Origin of the sequence: Pleomorphomonas diazotrophica, assembly GCF_002844595.1 — a bacterium.
Classification (GTDB): Bacteria; Pseudomonadota; Alphaproteobacteria; order Rhizobiales; family Pleomorphomonadaceae; genus Pleomorphomonas; species Pleomorphomonas diazotrophica.
Window position 1 is genome coordinate 207,104 of the sequence record NZ_PJNW01000009.1, and the last position, 16,645, is coordinate 223,748.

The 16,645-nt window shown below is 65.3% G+C and carries 16 protein-coding genes; 9 read left to right on the forward strand and 7 right to left on the reverse strand.

Annotation, left to right across the window (positions count from 1 at the left end):
- Positions 1 to 78: 78 nt before the first annotated feature.
- Both CXZ10_RS12520 and CXZ10_RS12525 read right to left on the reverse strand, forming a co-directional pair.
- Positions 79 to 1,212 (reverse strand): DUF2336 domain-containing protein, encoded by a 1,134-nt coding sequence (locus CXZ10_RS12520; protein WP_101289677.1) that lies wholly within the window; start codon positions 1,210 to 1,212, stop codon positions 79 to 81.
- A 453-nt stretch (positions 1,213 to 1,665) separates the two neighbouring features.
- Entirely contained in the window at positions 1,666 to 2,265 is a 600-nt protein-coding gene (locus CXZ10_RS12525; protein WP_101289678.1) for a TetR/AcrR family transcriptional regulator, read from the reverse strand.
- A 100-nt stretch (positions 2,266 to 2,365) separates the two neighbouring features.
- Between CXZ10_RS12525 and CXZ10_RS12530 the strand changes: the two genes are divergently transcribed.
- Both CXZ10_RS12530 and CXZ10_RS12535 read left to right on the forward strand, forming a co-directional pair.
- Positions 2,366 to 3,214, forward strand: a complete 849-nt coding sequence (locus CXZ10_RS12530) for a DUF6920 family protein (RefSeq protein ID WP_101289679.1) — start codon at positions 2,366 to 2,368, stop codon at positions 3,212 to 3,214.
- Between the two features lie 103 nt (positions 3,215 to 3,317).
- Positions 3,318 to 4,193: a hypothetical protein gene (locus CXZ10_RS12535; RefSeq protein ID WP_101289680.1), complete on the forward strand. Its 876-nt coding sequence runs from the start codon at positions 3,318 to 3,320 to the stop codon at positions 4,191 to 4,193.
- 68 nt (positions 4,194 to 4,261) lie between these two features.
- On the opposite strand, the gene CXZ10_RS12540 is transcribed toward CXZ10_RS12535, so the two are convergent.
- Genes CXZ10_RS12540 through CXZ10_RS12550 form a run of 3 tightly spaced genes read right to left on the reverse strand, consistent with a single transcriptional unit; the run spans position 4,262 to position 7,620 of the window.
- The gene (locus CXZ10_RS12540; protein WP_101289681.1) at positions 4,262 to 4,798 is read right to left on the reverse strand and encodes a hypothetical protein; all 537 of its coding nucleotides are present in this window, start codon (positions 4,796 to 4,798) and stop codon (positions 4,262 to 4,264) included.
- Positions 4,795 to 5,379 carry a DUF1214 domain-containing protein gene (locus CXZ10_RS12545; RefSeq protein ID WP_101289682.1) on the reverse strand — a complete coding sequence of 195 codons (585 nt, stop codon included), beginning with the start codon at positions 5,377 to 5,379 and terminating at the stop codon, positions 4,795 to 4,797. The genes CXZ10_RS12540 and CXZ10_RS12545 overlap by 4 nt, the downstream gene beginning before the upstream one ends.
- A 12-nt stretch (positions 5,380 to 5,391) precedes the next feature.
- A complete protein-coding gene (locus tag CXZ10_RS12550; protein WP_244617150.1) occupies positions 5,392 to 7,620 on the reverse strand; it encodes a transglycosylase domain-containing protein in 2,229 nt (742 codons plus the stop codon).
- An 81-nt stretch (positions 7,621 to 7,701) separates the two neighbouring features.
- On the opposite strand from CXZ10_RS12550, the gene CXZ10_RS12555 reads away from it, so the two are divergent.
- The 3 genes from CXZ10_RS12555 to CXZ10_RS12565 all read left to right on the forward strand — a co-directional run bounded on the left by CXZ10_RS12555 (position 7,702) and on the right by CXZ10_RS12565 (position 10,156).
- The gene (locus tag CXZ10_RS12555; RefSeq protein WP_101289684.1) at positions 7,702 to 8,208 is read left to right on the forward strand and encodes a YcgN family cysteine cluster protein; all 507 of its coding nucleotides are present in this window, start codon (positions 7,702 to 7,704) and stop codon (positions 8,206 to 8,208) included.
- A gap of 184 nt (positions 8,209 to 8,392) precedes the next feature.
- Complete coding sequence (locus tag CXZ10_RS12560) at positions 8,393 to 9,010, forward strand: YitT family protein (protein WP_101289685.1); 618 nt, start codon at positions 8,393 to 8,395, stop codon at positions 9,008 to 9,010.
- Between the two features lie 111 nt (positions 9,011 to 9,121).
- The gene (locus CXZ10_RS12565; RefSeq protein WP_101289686.1) at positions 9,122 to 10,156 is read left to right on the forward strand and encodes a serine hydrolase domain-containing protein; all 1,035 of its coding nucleotides are present in this window, start codon (positions 9,122 to 9,124) and stop codon (positions 10,154 to 10,156) included.
- A 46-nt stretch (positions 10,157 to 10,202) separates the two neighbouring features.
- On the opposite strand, the gene CXZ10_RS12570 is transcribed toward CXZ10_RS12565, so the two are convergent.
- Positions 10,203 to 10,949, reverse strand: coding sequence for a helix-turn-helix transcriptional regulator (locus CXZ10_RS12570; RefSeq protein WP_101289799.1), 747 nt, complete (start codon positions 10,947 to 10,949; stop codon positions 10,203 to 10,205).
- 2,115 nt (positions 10,950 to 13,064) lie between these two features.
- Entirely contained in the window at positions 13,065 to 13,316 is a 252-nt protein-coding gene (locus CXZ10_RS12575; RefSeq protein ID WP_101289687.1) for an HP1242/YdcH family protein, read from the reverse strand.
- A gap of 301 nt (positions 13,317 to 13,617) precedes the next feature.
- Between CXZ10_RS12575 and CXZ10_RS12580 the strand changes: the two genes are divergently transcribed.
- The 4 genes from CXZ10_RS12580 to CXZ10_RS12595 all read left to right on the forward strand — a co-directional run bounded on the left by CXZ10_RS12580 (position 13,618) and on the right by CXZ10_RS12595 (position 16,614).
- The gene (locus tag CXZ10_RS12580) at positions 13,618 to 13,932 is read left to right on the forward strand and encodes a PepSY domain-containing protein (protein WP_210199916.1); all 315 of its coding nucleotides are present in this window, start codon (positions 13,618 to 13,620) and stop codon (positions 13,930 to 13,932) included.
- A 13-nt stretch (positions 13,933 to 13,945) separates the two neighbouring features.
- The gene (locus CXZ10_RS12585) at positions 13,946 to 14,608 is read left to right on the forward strand and encodes a response regulator transcription factor (RefSeq protein WP_101289688.1); all 663 of its coding nucleotides are present in this window, start codon (positions 13,946 to 13,948) and stop codon (positions 14,606 to 14,608) included.
- The gene (locus CXZ10_RS12590; RefSeq protein ID WP_101289689.1) at positions 14,605 to 15,987 is read left to right on the forward strand and encodes an ATP-binding protein; all 1,383 of its coding nucleotides are present in this window, start codon (positions 14,605 to 14,607) and stop codon (positions 15,985 to 15,987) included. Before CXZ10_RS12585 ends, CXZ10_RS12590 begins: the two co-directional genes overlap by 4 nt.
- A 165-nt stretch (positions 15,988 to 16,152) precedes the next feature.
- Positions 16,153 to 16,614, forward strand: coding sequence for an RT0821/Lpp0805 family surface protein (locus tag CXZ10_RS12595; protein ID WP_101289690.1), 462 nt, complete (start codon positions 16,153 to 16,155; stop codon positions 16,612 to 16,614).
- Positions 16,615 to 16,645 lie beyond the last annotated feature (31 nt).

Here is a 16,645-nt window from a genome sequence, read left to right on the forward strand (position 1 = left end):
CGATGCGGTTCGACAGGCGCGGCGCCCTTCGGCGGACAGGCCTCAAAGGCGCGAGGAGGTCCAGGATATCAGCTTGCCTCAGGCGCGGTCGCGCTTGATCTCCGGCACTTCTGCCGGCCTTTCGCTTCGGCTGGTTCCGCCCACGGAGGCCCGGACGGGTGTACCTGCCTGGGTCTGCGGAACGTGAGCCGGCGTCCGCTTGGTGGAGGGAGCGGTGCCGCGCCAACGGTCGACCAGCAGCAGAGCCGAGCGAAGTGACACCATCTCGTAGAGGTCGACGAGGCGCTTGACGTCAAAGTAGTTGCGCGTGTCCTCAACGCCGGAGAATAGAACGACGCGAGTGGCAATGCCGGTATCGATGCCGGCTGCCTTGAGGCAGATCGACAGCGGTTCTCCGCCCGGATCGGCAAGCAACCGCACCATGAAGGGGGCATCGAGGCCAGTGAGATCCGACAGGATTCGCGACATGGCCTCGGTGTTGCGCTGCAGGCAGGCGCGGGCAAGCGTTGCCACCTTGTCGGGATCGGGCATCGGCACGCGCGGCAATGGCCGGCGCGCCGCGAACTCTCGGAGCGCGGCGATTTCCAACGCCTGGATGACGCGGCGGCGTCCGCGGCCGTCGAGATCGAGGAAGAGCTCGATGAGGTCTGTATCCTGGACGTCGTCCATGCGGCTGGCGAGCTGCCGGGCCAGCCTCTCATTGCCATGGGCGTGTTCCACCAGATGGCGGACGGCGCTCGGTGACAAGGTGATGGTCTGATTGGCGGCAAGCGCCGACAGACCGTCGGGACGCATGCGCCCGAGCAGGGCTTCGACCACGACCGGCTGGAGGGCCTTGCGGGCGGCGATCATTTCGAGATGGCTCGGTGAGGCCGTGGCCACCAGCGCCAGCAACTGCGCCTCGGTGATGCTTTTCGACTTCTCGATCATCACCGACGACACCGGAAAGATGTCGTGCAGCAGCGCCCGCATGACGGAGGCCGGCACCTCGGCGTAGTCGGCGAGCATCGTGGCAATGGAAATCCGGTCCGGAAGCGCCGTCACCTTGAGCAGTTGCGCCGCAAGCTCCTCATACATCGCGATCTCGGAGCGCGTGTGCACGGGTTCCGACACATAGAGCTCGGTGGCATCCCGGAGGAGGGAGCGGGAGCGCGCGCCATCGCTGCCCTTGACGAGGCCGAAAATGCCGCTTGAAAAGGGGGGCGACGCCATTTCAAAGCCATCCCGCTCAGGAGTGTCACGCCCGCCGATTCAGGCAATAACGGTCGGCGGCCGCACATGCTGAGAATGCCGCCGAAATCGTAAACCGTTTGTTAACTCTGACGACCGAATGTTGGTTTTGCGAGCGAAAGTGTCCGGGCGCTCCATTCGTCCAGGCGCGTTGTTCGCCGAGAGCCGTTCCGGCCCTGGAGGGTGCCGTGGGTGAGGTCGTCGCTTTTGGTCTGCCTCTGCTTCGTGCGCGTCGGAAGCCGGTCACCGGTTTCTGCGAGGTGACCGTTCTGCCCCCCCGCGCAACGGACGAGCGCGATACCGAAACCTCGCCCCGCTCACCGAAAACGCAGACGAGGCGCAAGCCGAACGGGCCGCCGCGTCCGGCTGGAGTCGGCATAAAGTAGCCAAGGGCGCCAGCATCCTCACTCGGGTGAGGTGTGATGCGGTCGGCCCTCAGGACTGCCGACCGCCGAGAAGCCGCCGAAAAGCTACCAGAGACCCGCTGCACCTCGTTTCGATCTCCTGTTCCGACAGGACGGCGCGCTCATTGATGACGCGCCGGATCTGGAGGTCACCGACCAGCAGGCTGAGGAACCAGTCGGTTACCTCTTTCGGGTCGCAGCCCGTGCCAACGCAGACGCGTTGCATAAGCTCCTTCACCAGGGGCATGACCTCGTGACGGCCGCCTCCGGAAATGGCTGCCCCCAAGGCGCCGCTCGGATCGGCCGCCGCCGCGCGGTTCAGCAGAACGGCCTTCTCCCCCAGGATCATGCGAAGGAAGACGGGCGCCACGGTGCGAAGCGTAGCCCATGGATCGTCTTGACCGCTCAATGCCTCGCCGAGTATTCGCCGGGTCTCCGCGGCGTTGTCGCGAACCATGGCCCTAAAGAGGCCGTCCTTGTCGCCATACCAGCGGTAAAGGGTCTCGTTGGAGGCCTTCGCGGCCTTGGCGACGCGCAGCATGGAAGTGCCGCCATAGCCGTGCTGTGCCAAGAGGTCGTAGGCAGCCCTGAAAATCTCGCCCTCACGCTGTCGTCTGGCGTCGTCGTCCATGGCTTTCTTCCCGAGGGGGCTTTACTTTCACCGTACACGTCTGTACGGATAGGTAAAGACGTACAGACGTGTACGGCAACGAGAGCGAAGAGGATAAGCCATGCGTCGGCGTCATGTGCTCCCGCTGGGTGTCGTTTCTCTGACCGCGATCGTCATCGCAGGCGTGGTGGGGGTGTCGTCCTATCTCACCGAGCGCGAGATCGACGATCATCGCACAACCGTTCGCCGGAGCGCCGGGGAAGCGGCGCCCGCGCCCGTCGACATCGAGGCGATGCAAGCTCTGCCCGCTCCGGTTCTCCGCTATCTCAGTTTTGCGATCCCCGACCCCACGACCAACTACCGTGTCGTGAGCCTGACGGCGGAAGGGGAGTTCCGGCGACCTCTCACGGAGCGATTTGCACCGACCACGGCCTCCCAGACGATCGCGGTCCGGACGCCGGCGCTGGTGTTCGCCGCGACGACCCCCATTCTGTCTGGGGTCTGGGCGCGCGCCTATGATTTCTTCGCCGACGGAAAGATGGAAATGCGGGCCAAGATCGCTTCGACGCTGACCGTGGTCGACGAAACCACGACCGACGAGTTGAACCGCACGTCGCTGCGTCGCTGGCTTCTCGAAAGCCCGCTCTATCCGATGGCCTTGTTGCCGGGCGGTCCGGTTCGTTGGGAGGCCATCGATGACGGGCACGCCCGCGCGATCGTCTCGGCCTTCGGTCTCGAGGCGGCCTTGGTTGCAACCTTTCGGCCGAACGGCAGCCTTGCAAGTTTCGACGCCGAGCAGGACGGCGACCTGACCACACCCTATCATGGCTCGGGTGAACACGTGACCCGCGATGATTATCGGCCGGTGGCGGGCATGATGATCCCGCATGCCTTCGTGATTGCCCGGAGCGCCGGCGGCAGTTCCTATCCCTTCTGGAAAGGGCGCATCACCTCCATCGCTTTCGAGTGACACGGGAGAGGAAACGCCAGTTAGGCGTCGTGTCCCGGAAATGGCGGGCTTGCGCCGGCCTCGCGAATCCGGAAGACTCGTCCAAAACGACCGGAGAAGCATTTTGGCCGCGCGTTTGGGCGATGGGAAAGCCGGCGGAGCGCTGGTTCTGGTGATGATCGCGGTCGCCGCCTGCGGCAGGCCGACTGGCGATTTCGGGCGCGCCGAACCATCCTTTCTGCACGATAAGCTGCTACCGGCAGCCGGCAATCTGGTGGCGGAACATGGGCGCAAGGAGCCGGTTTCCCGCTTCCCACTGACTGACGACGAGATCGAACTTCGCAATCGCGCCTGGGCCTTCGTGCGGGCGCCGCATGTCCGCGACTGGTGGCTCGATACGCTGGTCGAAGGCGAGCGGACGCGGATTCTTCCGATTCTCAAAGGGGGGAGCGCCCCGTCTGCCGAGATCGTCGCCATGTTCCCGGAGATCGCGCTGCCGCTCCTGGCGCCGGCTTACGATCGCAGTCGCTACCACCGCTATCTGCTCTCGGATGGCCGCATCTCGACGGAAACGCTGTGGACCCGCGTCATCGACGATGCCCGCGCCGACACGATGCTGATCCCGCCCTTCTGCGACGTTGCCGCCCGCGTCCGGCGGGCCGATGTCGAGCGTCTCGGGGCGCTGAGACGCCAGCGCATCGTCGAAGCCGGGCTCCACGATGGAGCCGAGGCGCGGGTGTGGGAGAATGAGGAGACGATCGCCTGGGTCTGGCAGGCGCTCGGCTATCGGGCGGCGTCCTATCGTTACGCCATCGATCACTTCCAGGTGGAGGCGCCTTCCGGCCAGTTGTTCGCCGCCAACCGGGCCTATGACACGCTGATCGCCTCAAAATGCATCGGCGCGCCGGCGATCCGCACGGTAATGCCGGGCGGGCCGGGACGGCATTCTCGGCTGATGGAGGCGCGCGACCCCTTCGACGAGCCGGTTCTGCAGAAATAGAGCATGGCGCGGAAAAGCGGAAACCGGCTTTCCGCGAAAAGCAATGTGACAACAAAGGCCTGGAGCGATCAGTTGGCGAGGGCCGGGCGGCACTGAAGGCCCTCAAAGGCTTCCTCGGCAAGGCTGCGGTCGTCGAGGCCGCCGGCGAACAGGCGAACCAGAACGAAGCCGCTGTCGGCCGGCAGCGACATGACGTCGACCGACGCGATGCCGGCCGACTGGCGGGCGGCGTCGAGCGTGGCGGTGCGGCCGACCAGCAGGTCGAGGTCGGTGCCGCGCAAGTCTTCCCGGGACAGGGTCGAGAGGATCCGCCCATCGTCCGACATCGCGGCGATCGACCAATAGGTGCCTGGCATGACGCCGGTCAGCCGAACCGGTCCTGTTTCGGCATCGAAGCGACATACGGCATTGAGAAAAGCCGGGTCGAGGTCGGCGGACGTGTTGCTGCCGTCGACGCGTGCGAGCCCGCCTTCTCCCCCGCCAAAGGCGATGCCGGTAAACGCCAGGTCGCGGGAGTGGCTGGGCGCCAGGAGGACGGCGCTGATGTGGGTCAGTCCGGCGATGCACAGCGTCGCGGCGAACCAGCGAAGGCCCGTGTCGATCATGACGGCTTCCCTTCGTCACAGCCGAGCAAGGTTACCGATGGCAGCTGGTCGCGGCCCGGCGCGCGCGTCGCCAGGGTTGGCGAATAGAGGCGCAGCGTGAGCCTGAGACTTGAAAGACCCGTCGTCGCCACGAAATCACCGGGCCGAACCTCGCGCCCGATCGATATGCGAACCTGACGCGACGGTCCGAATGTCATGGCGTCGAGCGAGGTGAAGCCGAAGCGGCGGGCCGGGTTGTCGGGCAGATGCCCGTCGCGGTCGGAGATCGTCAGCGTCCAGAGCACGCCCTGCGGCATCGGACCCGCGATGAGATAGGCGCAGCTCGCCTCGAGCGGCTTGCCGTCGGCGTCGACCTCGGTGATCAGTTCCACGCCCTCGCTTGGTCCGAGACCGCCGCCGCCGCGACGGGCGACCCGCACCGCCTCATAGGGGTTGGCCTTGGCGCCATCGTCCAGAAGGGACCACTGGCCGATGGAACTGCCTTCGTCGAAACGGATGTTGCCGACGGCCCACCATGCCGAGGCAAGGCCGAGGAGAACACCGACGAGCGTGACCAGGATGAGGCGGATCGTAGCAAACACGGGTGCGACCGGTCAGTGAGACTCTGCGGCGTCGGACGCACCGAGCAGCGAAAGGCCGTTGAGAAGGACGTTGGACCGTCCGGCAGCGGACGGCGTGACGAGGGTGAGAGGTTCGCTGCCGGCTGCTGGCAGAAGGGCGGCTTCCCTTGCCTTTGCCTGGGGAAGCCGCGCCCGCATGCTGGCACCGACATCGCGGATCACCGATACGGCAGCCGGCGTCAGCGATTGCGGCGACGGGATCGCCTCGGGCGTGGCTGCGGCCACCTCGGCAGGCTTTCCGGCCTCGGCCACCATGTCGGCCGAGACGGGAACACCCGGGATCGGCTTGAACCCAAGGCCGGCATGGACGGGCTGCATGATGGCGTGCCAGGTCATGGCCGGCAGGCTGCCGCCGGTCATGTTGGCCGTGGATGTGTAATCGTCGTTGCCGAACCAGACCGAGGCCGCGTACCAGCCGGTGTAGCCGACGAACCAGGCATCGCGGTAGGCCTGCGTCGTGCCGGTCTTGCCCGCCTGCATCTGGCCGGGAAACTTCGCCCGGCCGCCGGTGCCCGCGTTCACCACCGTCGACAGCACGCTGTTCATCTCGTAGGCGATCTCCTCGGGCAACACCTGCTCGGGAGGCGGTTCGTCGCGCGCCCGATCATAGGTGATGACGCCGGCGCGGGTCTTCGTCCATTCGACGGCGTAAGGCGTTGACTTGAGGCCACCGGTGGCAAAGCCGGAGTAGGCGCCCACCATGTCGAGGGCGGTGACCTCGGCGACGCCGAGCGGCAGGGCGCGGGTGATCTTGAGTTCGGTGCGAATGCCGAGCTTGTGCGCGGTATCGACGATCTTGCCGCGTCCAAGGCTCTCGGCAAGCCGAACCGGCACTGTGTTGATCGACTTGGCGATGGCAGTCCTGAGGGAAATCCGGCCGGCATAGGAGCGGCCGTAATTGCGCGGGCTCCAGTTGCCGATGGTGATCGGCGCGTCGGAGATCATGTCATCGGGGGCGTAGCCGTTCATGAAGGCGGTGGCGTAGACGAAGGGCTTGAACGACGAGCCGGGCTGGCGCAGCGCATAAACCGCGCGGTTGAACAGGCTCTCGCCATAGTCGCTGCCGCCGACCATGGCTCGCACCGCGCCGTCAAGGCTCTGCACGACGGTGGCGGCCTGCTTCACCTTATACTGCTGGCCGTACTGCCTGAGACTGTCGGCGATGGCCGCGTCGGCCGTCTTCTGGATCGCCGGATCGAGCGTCGTGCGGACGGTGATGGTACGATCGCCCGGCGGCGCAATGCGCTTCACTTCCTCGAAGGCCCAGTCAAGGAACCAGTCCGGCGCGTTGCCGTTGGCCGAGGGAACGGGCGTTGCCGGATTGCGGCGCGCGGAGGCGACCTGCGCCTCGGTCATGAAGCCGCCTTCGACGAGGTTGGACAGTACTTGGTTGGCACGGGCGCGGCCCGCCGCGATGTTGTTGTTGGGCGAGTATTTGGTGGGGGCCTTGTAGAGGCCGGACAGCATGGCCGCCTCGGCCAGCGTCAGCGACTTGACCGATTTGCCGAAATAATACTCCGACGCCGCTGCGACGCCATGCGTGCCGCCGCCCATGTAGGCCCGGTCGAGATAGAGCTTCAGGATCTCGTCCTTGGACAGCTGCGCTTCGAGCCAGAGGGCGAGATAGGCTTCGTTGATCTTGCGCTGAATGGTGCGCTCGTTCGACAGGAACAGGTTCTTGGCGAGCTGCTGGGTGATGGTCGAGCCGCCCTGAACGACGCCGCCGGCCTTGGCATTCGACACGATGGCGCGGAAGGTACCGAGCGGGTCGATGCCGAAATGGTCGTAGAAGCGCCGGTCCTCGGTGGCCAGCGTCGCTTCGATGAGATAGGGCGGCATGGCCGACAGCGGCACGCTGTCGTCGAGGAACATGCCGCGCCGGCCGATGATCGCGCCGGTCTTGTCCTCGAAGGTGACGGCATAGTCGCCACGGGCGCGCCAGTCGCCCTCCGTCGCCTTGAAGGCCGGAATGGCAAACACCAGCAACACGATGGAGCCGGCAGCCCCCAGCGTCGTTCCCTCCGATGCCAGCTCGAAGAAGGCGCGCTTCCAGCCGCGCAGGCGGATCAGGCTGGAATAGTCGACAAGGCTGCCCCAGAACCGCGAGAAACCTTTCGTGGCGTTCCAGGCGGCCGAATCGACAAAGGCGTCGATTCGGAGAAGCCAGAGGCGCCAGCGCGGATTGCTCTTGAATTCCGGCACGGTAGAGCCCAAGCGTTAGGAATGTTCGGAAGCCGAAAACTAACCTTTTCCGGCCCCCGTTACCAGATCGCAGAGAAAAAGATGGCGGACGACAGCGGCAAAGACCAAGACCTGCCCTTCTGGCGCACCAAAAGCCTCGAGGAAATGACCGATGCGGAGTGGGAAAGCCTGTGCGACGGCTGTGCCCGCTGCTGCCTCAACAAGCTGGAGGACGAGGATACCGGCCGCGTCGTCTACACCGACGTCGGCTGTTCGCTGCTCGACGGCGAAAGCTGCCGCTGCCGCGATTACGCCCATCGATCGGAAAAGGTGCCGGAATGCGTCCGCCTGACGCCGCACGAGGTCCGCACGCTCACCTGGCTGCCGGCCACCTGCGCCTATCGCCTCGTTGCCGAAGGGCGCGATCTCTATGACTGGCACCCGCTGGTCTCCGGCGATCCGGACAGCGTGCACCGCGCCGGCGTGTCGGTACGCGGCAAGACCGTGCGCGAACAGGACTGGCCGGTGGAAGAGTGGCAGGATCGCATCGTCACCTGGCCGACGCGGTTGCCCGGGCTTCTGGGGCGCAAGAGGCGCCGGAAGGTCTAGGTTACCCGGTCGGTCATGGAGAGTCATGACGATTCATATGGGGTCATGAAGGCGCGTGAGACGCCTTAAGCGTCGCCGAGATCGGCAGCGCGGACGGCGGTCGGGCGAGATCGGCCACCCACTGGCAAACATGCTGACAGTGTGACAGAGAGCGGGCGATCACTGATTGGGAAAGACCGTGGACATGACGAGCATCGACAGGGACGACGACAGCAGGCATGGGGTCTGGGACGATGTGCAGGCCATCGCCATGGGAACCTTCTTCGCCGCCATCGGCATTGAGTTCTTCCGCGATGCCCATCTTGGCACCGGTGGCACGGCCGGCGTCGCCTTCCTCATTCATTATGTGACGGAGTTCGGCATCGGCCCGGTGATCTTCCTCCTGAACCTGCCGTTCTATGCCTTCGGCTGGGTCACGCTCGGCCGGGAGTTCACGCTGAAGACCTTCGCGGCGGTGGCGCTGCTCTCCGCCGAAAGCTATTTCATGCACGATGCCTTCGCCATCGGCTACAGCGCGCCCTGGTTCTCGGCGATCACCGGCGGCGCGCTCACCGGCGTCGGCATGCTGATGCTGTTCCGCCACAAGTCGAGCCTCGGCGGCATCGGCATTCTCGCCGCCTTCGTCCAGGAGAAGCTGGGCTGGCGGGCCGGCAAGTTTCAGCTCGCCACCGACTTGGTCATTCTCGCGACGTCCTTCCTGGTGCTCGACTGGAAAAACGTGGCGCTGTCGGTGCTGGGCGCCGTGGTGCTCAACCTCGTTCTGGCCGTCAATCACAAGCCGGGCCGCTACAACGGCTATTGAGGGGCGCAGAATACCACGTGCAAGCTCGATCAAGCGCCAGACGGAGGGAAGACTATAACGGGCCGGCCGCCTCGATGATCACCGGATCATATGGAATGGAGGGACCCGCGGATGAGCAAACCGGACGCATCAAGAACGACGGCCTTTTCGACGATCGAAGCCCGACTGGAACAAGCCATCGCATCGGGGCATATCGCCGGGCTGCATGGCATGGTGCTGACCAGGAATGGCCGGACCATCGCCGAGCGCTATTTCAGTGGTCGAGACTATACCTGGGGTGTCGACCTCGGCGTCGTCGATCACGGGCCGGACACGCTTCACGACCTGCGTTCCGTGACCAAGAGCATCGTCAGCCTTCTCTACGGCATCGCCCTCGAGCGGAAACAGGTACCGCCACCCGAAACGCCCCTCCTCGACGCCCTTCCACGCTATGTGGATCTCGCCGATGAAACGCGGCGGCGGATCACGATTGCCGACGCGCTGACGATGAGCATGGGGACGCTCTGGGACGAGACCGTACCCTATACCAGCGACGCCAACAGTGAGATCGCCATGGAGCGATCACCCGATCGCCTGCGCTATGCGCTCGACCGGCCCATTGTCGAACCGCCGGGCCGGAACTGGATCTACAACGGCGGCGCCGCGGCGCTGATCGGGGCGATCGTTGCCGAAGGCGCCGGGCAGCCAATCGAGGACTTTGCCAAAGACACCCTGTTCGAGCCGCTTGGCATCGACCGTTTCGAGTGGGTCCGCAGTTGGGACGGCGTGGCTGCGGCGGCATCCGGCTTGCGCCTCACGGCCCGCGACCTCGCCAAGATCGGCAACATGCTGCTGGCCGGCGGTCGCTGGAACGAACGCCCCATCGTTTCGGGTGAGTGGATCGAAAGGTCGACGAGGCCCCGCTTCTCGGCCACCCCGGACAATGGCTACGGCTATTTCTGGTGGACGGGGACGTCGACGCTGGCAACGGTCGGCAGCGCACTGCCGTGGTACGCCGGCTTCGGAAACGGCGGCCAGTGGCTGCTCGTCTTCCCTGCGGCCCGCGTCGTGCTGTCGCTCTTCTTCGGCAACTATGACCAGCCGGAGTTCTGGTTGCCGCCAACCCGTCTGTGGAACGACGTCATCCTGCCGGCGCTCTCGGACTGAGAACTACGCGCCTGATCGTAGCTTGAAGGCAGCGCCAGAAGCGGCCCTAGGCCGACTTCCGGCGCGGCACCGGCACGGTATCCGCCGCATCGGCCACCTCTCTCCAGGCCGGCGCGGCGCCTTCGAGTTCCCGCCATTCCTTGAGGAGCACGCGCCGGCGACGCGGATAGCGGACGCCGAGATCGACGGCATCCGACATGCGGTCGACGCGGAAGTGGCGATAGTCGGCCCTGAGCTCGCACCACGCGGTGAGGACGCGCACCCGCTCGAAGAAGGCGACGGCGATGGGCCAGACGACGCGACGCGAAGCGAGGCCCTTCTCATTGACATAGGAGAACTCGAGCCGGGTCTCGTTGCGGATGGCGGCACGCACCAGGGACAGGTCGACGCCGTCGCGGTTGGCGTTCCAGGCCGGCGCAACGATCAGGCCGGTGGCGTCCATCCGGTCGGCGAGGTCGGGCGGCAGCACCGCGGCGATCTTGGCGAGCGCATTCTCGGCCGACGAGGCGAGCCGTTCGTCGGCCCGAGTCGCCGCCAGACGGGCACCGAACACCAGCGCCTCGATCTCGTCCTCGGTGAACATCAGGGGCGGCAGCATGAAGCCCGGCCGCAGCACATAGCCGACGCCGGCTTCGCCGTCGATCGGGGCGCCCTGGCCGATCAGCGCCTGAATGTCGCGGTAGAGGGTGCGCAGCGACACGCCGAGCTCGGCAGCCAGCTCCGCCCCGGCGACGGGACGGCGACGGCGGCGCAAGGCCTGGACCAGGGTAAGGAGGCGCTCGGCGCGGGACATGGGACGACCCAGGAGTTTGGCAATGGATTCGGACAACAAATTCCGGCCGATCATGCCAGCAGCCACGGCCGACGTCCATAATAGTGATCTTGTTTTGTTCTGAAAAGGCCAATCTCAGACTTTTCCGAGCCGGCTTCGAGTGACGTCGCTTGCCGGCTCGTTTGGGGGGCATACGCCGAAACCGCCGCGAGCGAGGCGGTGGTTTTTCCCGCGCCGCTTCGATGATTACGGGAGCAGGCCGTCTCGCCGATCGTTTGGAATATTGATCGGTATCTCTCGAGCTCGTCGCAGTGGCAGCGCTGGGGCGTACGCTTGTCGAGGGGACTGAGGAGCCTGCCGCCGGTATGTCGCGCGACGCGGACTCGGCCGCCAACGGGCCACCACGCTTGGGCGGTTGCGTCAACCTTCGGCGCCTGAAGCTTACTTCATGTCTCGCGGACCGGCATGGTTGCCGCACCCGCGATCGCCGGATGACGACATACCCGGACATCGCCGTGCTGGGCATGGTCGGCAATCTCCATGGCCCGACCGAAGGACTGCATGACGCAAGTGCCTGGGCGGCGACGTTCCCGTCTGACCATATTGTTCTCTGCGGTGCATACAACCTATACGGAGTCTTCGTGACACGCCGAGATGACTCTTTGCCAGTGCCTCGGGGACAAGCGGCCGGCGCTCGTCTCGCCAGCAGATATTCGGCCGTCGACCGCCCACGCGGCGTTTCGGAACAGACCACGTGCCGACATCCAGACGCCGAGGATGCAGTTCCAAGTCACCGACAAACGGCGGATCCGTCGGCTCGGGGGAGGCCGCGCAGCATGGTCTGCTCTTGGCTTGTCGGGGAGCAAGCCTCGTGCGGACGGCTCTGGCGAGCATCCTGCGCCGGTGATTCCGTCGGCCGGAATCCTGACGTACCGGCCTGCCAACTGCTGCGGGCCTGCCTGCGGTTCCAGCAGCATTGCAGGCGAAGTCGGCCATTTGAATCACTGCGCGAACCATCATGTGAATCACTGCGTGAGTAGCCTGTGAATCACTACATGAACCATCGTGACGAAGCTTCAGCACTGTCTTCCAACCGATTCATATGACTCGCACATTCGCCTCAGGTTGAATCACCTCCTGAGGTCTGCTTTCCGGCTGGAAGCCCCCGTTTTTGAATCAGAACGTCAGCTATCGGAATCGGCCTGCGAGCGTCCTGAATCACTTCGTTAAGTCGCCGATATCGGCTTGTTACGCCTGAACATCTCGGCTTGAGCAGGCTGCGATCAATCGGCCGCCGGTTTGGTCTCTCGTGAGAGGCTGACTCCGAGCTGACACGAAGATAAGCAAATGCCCGTATCGACTCCTGTTTCGGCAAGCTTGAATCACTGCTTGAACTACGGTCACCGTCGAATGCCTCGCGGACCGGCATGTTGCATCGATCCGGCAAGGCAAGGGAAGAGACCAGCGATGCATGCCCGGCTCTCCGACGATGGATGCCGCCGCAGTACCTCGCTGCCGGGCCGATCGATCCGAGGGGGACGCCACGACGATCCGGCGGAGACCCAACAGTCAATCACTCTTGCTTGCAGGCTGAAGTTGTGTTTGGCGGTTGCGTCTGGTCTTCACGCTGCGCCGCGGTGATCGGTCGCGGTGCCGGCCAGTGCAGTCTCTCGCGGCCTCGGCGCACCGGTCAAGACGCCTCCACAGGGCAGGCTCTGTCCAGCATGCCATAGGATGGCATCGGCTTCTCCGCCCCATGCCGCGTGGCGTTGTCGTCCGGGCGGACACGGCATCAAGGCTGATCCGGCTTGACGAGTCTCTTCGTGGCATACCGGCTCTCTCGATATGCGGACTGGCGGTCGTGCGACGAGAACCGGTGGGGCGCCATCGATGTCGGTAGGTGCTACCAACGCCCAATGTTCAGAAAAATGAACGGTTCATATCCAGCGCAGGAGGGAAGGCACGAGCCTGCCTCCGGAGTCTCCGGCCTCTTTGCCCGAAACAAATCGCGCCTTGTAGATCAGGGACGGACTCTGAAAGCCGAGGTGCTGCGAGCTATCAAGATGACAAAGCTAGCCCGCGCCGTCGGACGGGGACGGCGCGGGCTATAGCGCTGGGGCCCAACGAGGAGGGGTGTCAAGCCACGGCGCATCTGGTCGCGGCAATGGCGGCCGCGATTTCATTCTTGAGCTGAGACCGATGGCGCTTGAGATCGGCGAGGACGTCCGGCTCGGCCGGTTCCTCCAGCGTCTCGATGCGGAAAATGCGCCGGTTGATCTCCTGGTAGGCAGTCGCGAGGTCGCAGAAGACCGCATCGAACAGCATGAGCTGTTCAATGGCGCCCCAACTCTCAGGGAATTCCAAGGAAAGCTCGTGCGGGATGCTCATGTCACTCCCCCTCTTTTCATCGTCCCGAGGCTAACCCCCTCGTCGCAACAAGGCCTTGAGGTGGATCAAAAGTCGTATTCGGGCCTTCCACCAACAGGGGTTTCCCTACGTCGGCGTGGCAGAACCTCGTTCCGCCGGCACGCCCGGCGCAGATGCCATTCCTCGTGGCAGGAGGGCGCTCCGCCGTGTGGTGGGGCTGGAGTAATCGGCCTTTGCCGCTTGCGGGGTTGTCGGCCTTTGCCGCTGGCGGGGCTGCATGAACGCCGGGCATTGCCGGTGTTCATGGACCGTTCAGTCTCACGTGGCTACTCTTCTGACCATGAACACCAATCGCAAGCGATTCCGTCTCGCCCTGGCGTGTCTTCTGACGCTGCCAATCGTCGCGGGACACGCCGCCGAGGCGCGTTGTCTGACGCCTGCCGAGGCGCAGGCCGTCGTCGGCAGCGGTGCCGTTCAGAGGCTGGGCGTCATCGCCCGCGTCGTCGGTGGGGAAATCGTCGATGCACAGCTCTGCGAGGGCGGCGGAATCCTGGTCTACCGGCTCGCCGTGATGCGCGAGGGCGGACGGGTGGACAACCTCATCGTCGATGCGACGTCAGGCCAGCAACTTCGCTGAATCGGGGACCTCAATGCGGATTTTAGTGGTCGAGGACGACCGTGACCTGAACCGGCAGCTTGTCACCGCCTGCCGCGACGCCGGCTATGCGGTGGATGCCGCCTTCGACGGCGAGGAAGGACATTTCCTCGGCGACACCGAACCCTATGACGCGGTGATCCTCGATATTGGCCTGCCGAAGATGGACGGCCTCAGCGTGCTCGAAGCCTGGCGGAGAGACGGCCGGCTGGTGCCGGTGCTGCTGCTGACCGCCCGCGACCGCTGGAGCGACAAGGTGGCCGGCATTGATGCCGGCGCCGACGACTATGTCGCCAAACCCTTCCACATGGAGGAGGTGCTGGCGCGCCTCAGGGCGCTGACCCGCCGCGCCGCCGGCCGTGCCTCCAACGAGGTGGAGGTCGGGCGCGTGAGGCTCGACGTCAAGGCGGGGCGGCTGACCGTCGACGGCAACCCCATCAAGCTGACCTCGCATGAGTTCCGCCTCATGCAATACCTGATGCTGCACGTGGACAAGGTGATCTCGCGCACCGAACTGGTGGAACATCTCTACGATCAGGACTTCGATCGCGATTCCAACACGATCGAGGTGTTCGTCGGCCGTCTGCGCAAGAAGATGGGCATCGACCTCATCGAAACGGTGCGCGGTCTCGGCTACCGCATTGCGTCCGGAAAATGAAGATCCGCCTCGGAAAGCTCGGCGAGTGGCTGAAGAGTTCGCTGGCGCTGCGCTTGGTGCTCGCGTCGGCGCTGTGGGCGACGATCGCCCTGGCCGCCTTCGGCTGGCTGCTCACCGAACTCTACCGGGCCAGTCTCATCCGGTCCTTCGACGAGCGCATCATCGTCTACGAGAAGACGCTGGCCGGCGTGGTCGCCTCGACCCCAGATGGCGGCGTGCCTGATCCCGGCACCATGGGCGACCCCCGCTTCGGCCGCTACCAGTCCGGCTGGTACTGGCTGGTCGTCGATGTGAAGTCGCAGGTCACCGTCGCCACCAGCCAGTCGCTGTTCGGCGAGGTGCTGACGCTGCCCCCGCCACCCAACAATGGCGTGGCGGTGACCAACGACGCCCGCGACCCGACCGGCATCGCCCTGCGTCACGCGGCGCAACGCATCTTCCTCAGCAATGGCCGGATGTACGATCTTCACGTCACCGGCAACATCGCCGAACTCGCCGACGAGATTTCGACCTTCCGCTTCCAGGTGTTCGCCACGCTTGCCGCCTTCGCGCTCGGCCTCGTTGCCGCGGCCGGCCTCCAGGTGAGCTTCGGCCTCCGACCACTGGCCGCCATGAGCCGCCGCCTTGCCGATATTCGCGAGGGGAGGGCGAACCGACTGGAAGGCCGGCTGCCCCGCGAAATTGCCGCTCTCGGCAAGGAGCTCAACGCCTTGATCGAGACCAACAGCGCCATCGTCGAGCGGTCGCGGACGCAGGTCGGCAACCTTGCCCACGCGCTGAAGACGCCCCTCGCCGTCATGCTGAACGAGGCGCGCGCCGAGGGCGGTCCGCTCGCCGACAAGGTCGTCGAGCAGGTGACGGTGATGCGGGCCGAGGTCGATCGCTATCTCGACCGGGCACGGCTCGCCGCCGATCGCAAGGTGGTTGGCGCGGTGGCCGACGTCCGCCATTCGCTGGAAGGACTGATCCGCGTTCTGAGCCGGGCCTATCCGGACCGCAGCCTCTACCTCGAGGATGGGGGCGCCGGTTATCCCAAGGCGCGTATCGAGCGGCGCGACCTCGAGGAACTTGTCGGCAACCTGATGGACAACGCCTGCAAATACGGCCGCGAGCAGGTGCGGATCGCGCTCTCGATCGACAGGAGCGACCGCGACCGGCCCCTGGTGGAAATCCGTGTCGAGGACGATGGCCCCGGCCTGCCGCCGTCGTCCTATGCCGAGGTGCTCGGCCGCGGCAAGCGGTTGGATGAGACGCTGCCGGGATCCGGCTTCGGCCTCGCCATCGCGGCGGAAATCGCCGAAACCTACGGCGGGTCGCTGGTCCTCGATCGGGCGGCTCTCGGAGGACTGGCGGTGACCCTTCGCATTCCCTTGAGTTGAAACTCATTGACAGGATGCCGGACGAGGTAGGCAGTAAATGTAAGACGGGAGGTCTATTGCGGCAAGAATAGGTTGTAACCAAAATTCGGCCATGGTTTCAGGCCATTGCAAGTATCAAGGGTGATTCGCCCAAGTGATTGATTCCAATCTCGGAGACCCGGAGAGATGCTGTTGAAGAATTTCGTGATCGTCGGCCTGGCGGCGTCCCTGCTGGCCGGATGCGCGACCGGCCCCAACCAGAACCAGACGCTTGGCACGCTGGCCGGTGCCGTCGGTGGCGCCGCCATCGGCTCGGCCTTCGGCCAGGGCAGTGGCAAGGTGGCGGCGATCGCCGCCGGCGCGCTGGTTGGTGGCTTCCTAGGCAACCAGATCGGCGCCGCCCTCGATGCCGATTCGCAGCGCTACAACTACGCGGCCAGCGTCAACGCGCTGGATACGGGCTATCCCCAGCAGTGGCAGAACCCGCAGGCCGGTACCTACGGCACCGTCAGCCCGGGTCCGGTTGCCTATGTCAACAACCGCACCTGCCGCCCCTACACCAACACGGTGTTCATCGACGGACAGCAGCAGGTTGCCCGTGGCACTGCCTGCCGCAATCCGGACGGCAGCTGGCAGGTGGTCGGCTGACCACGGCCCAGGCTTCCGGGTCATAATCTTG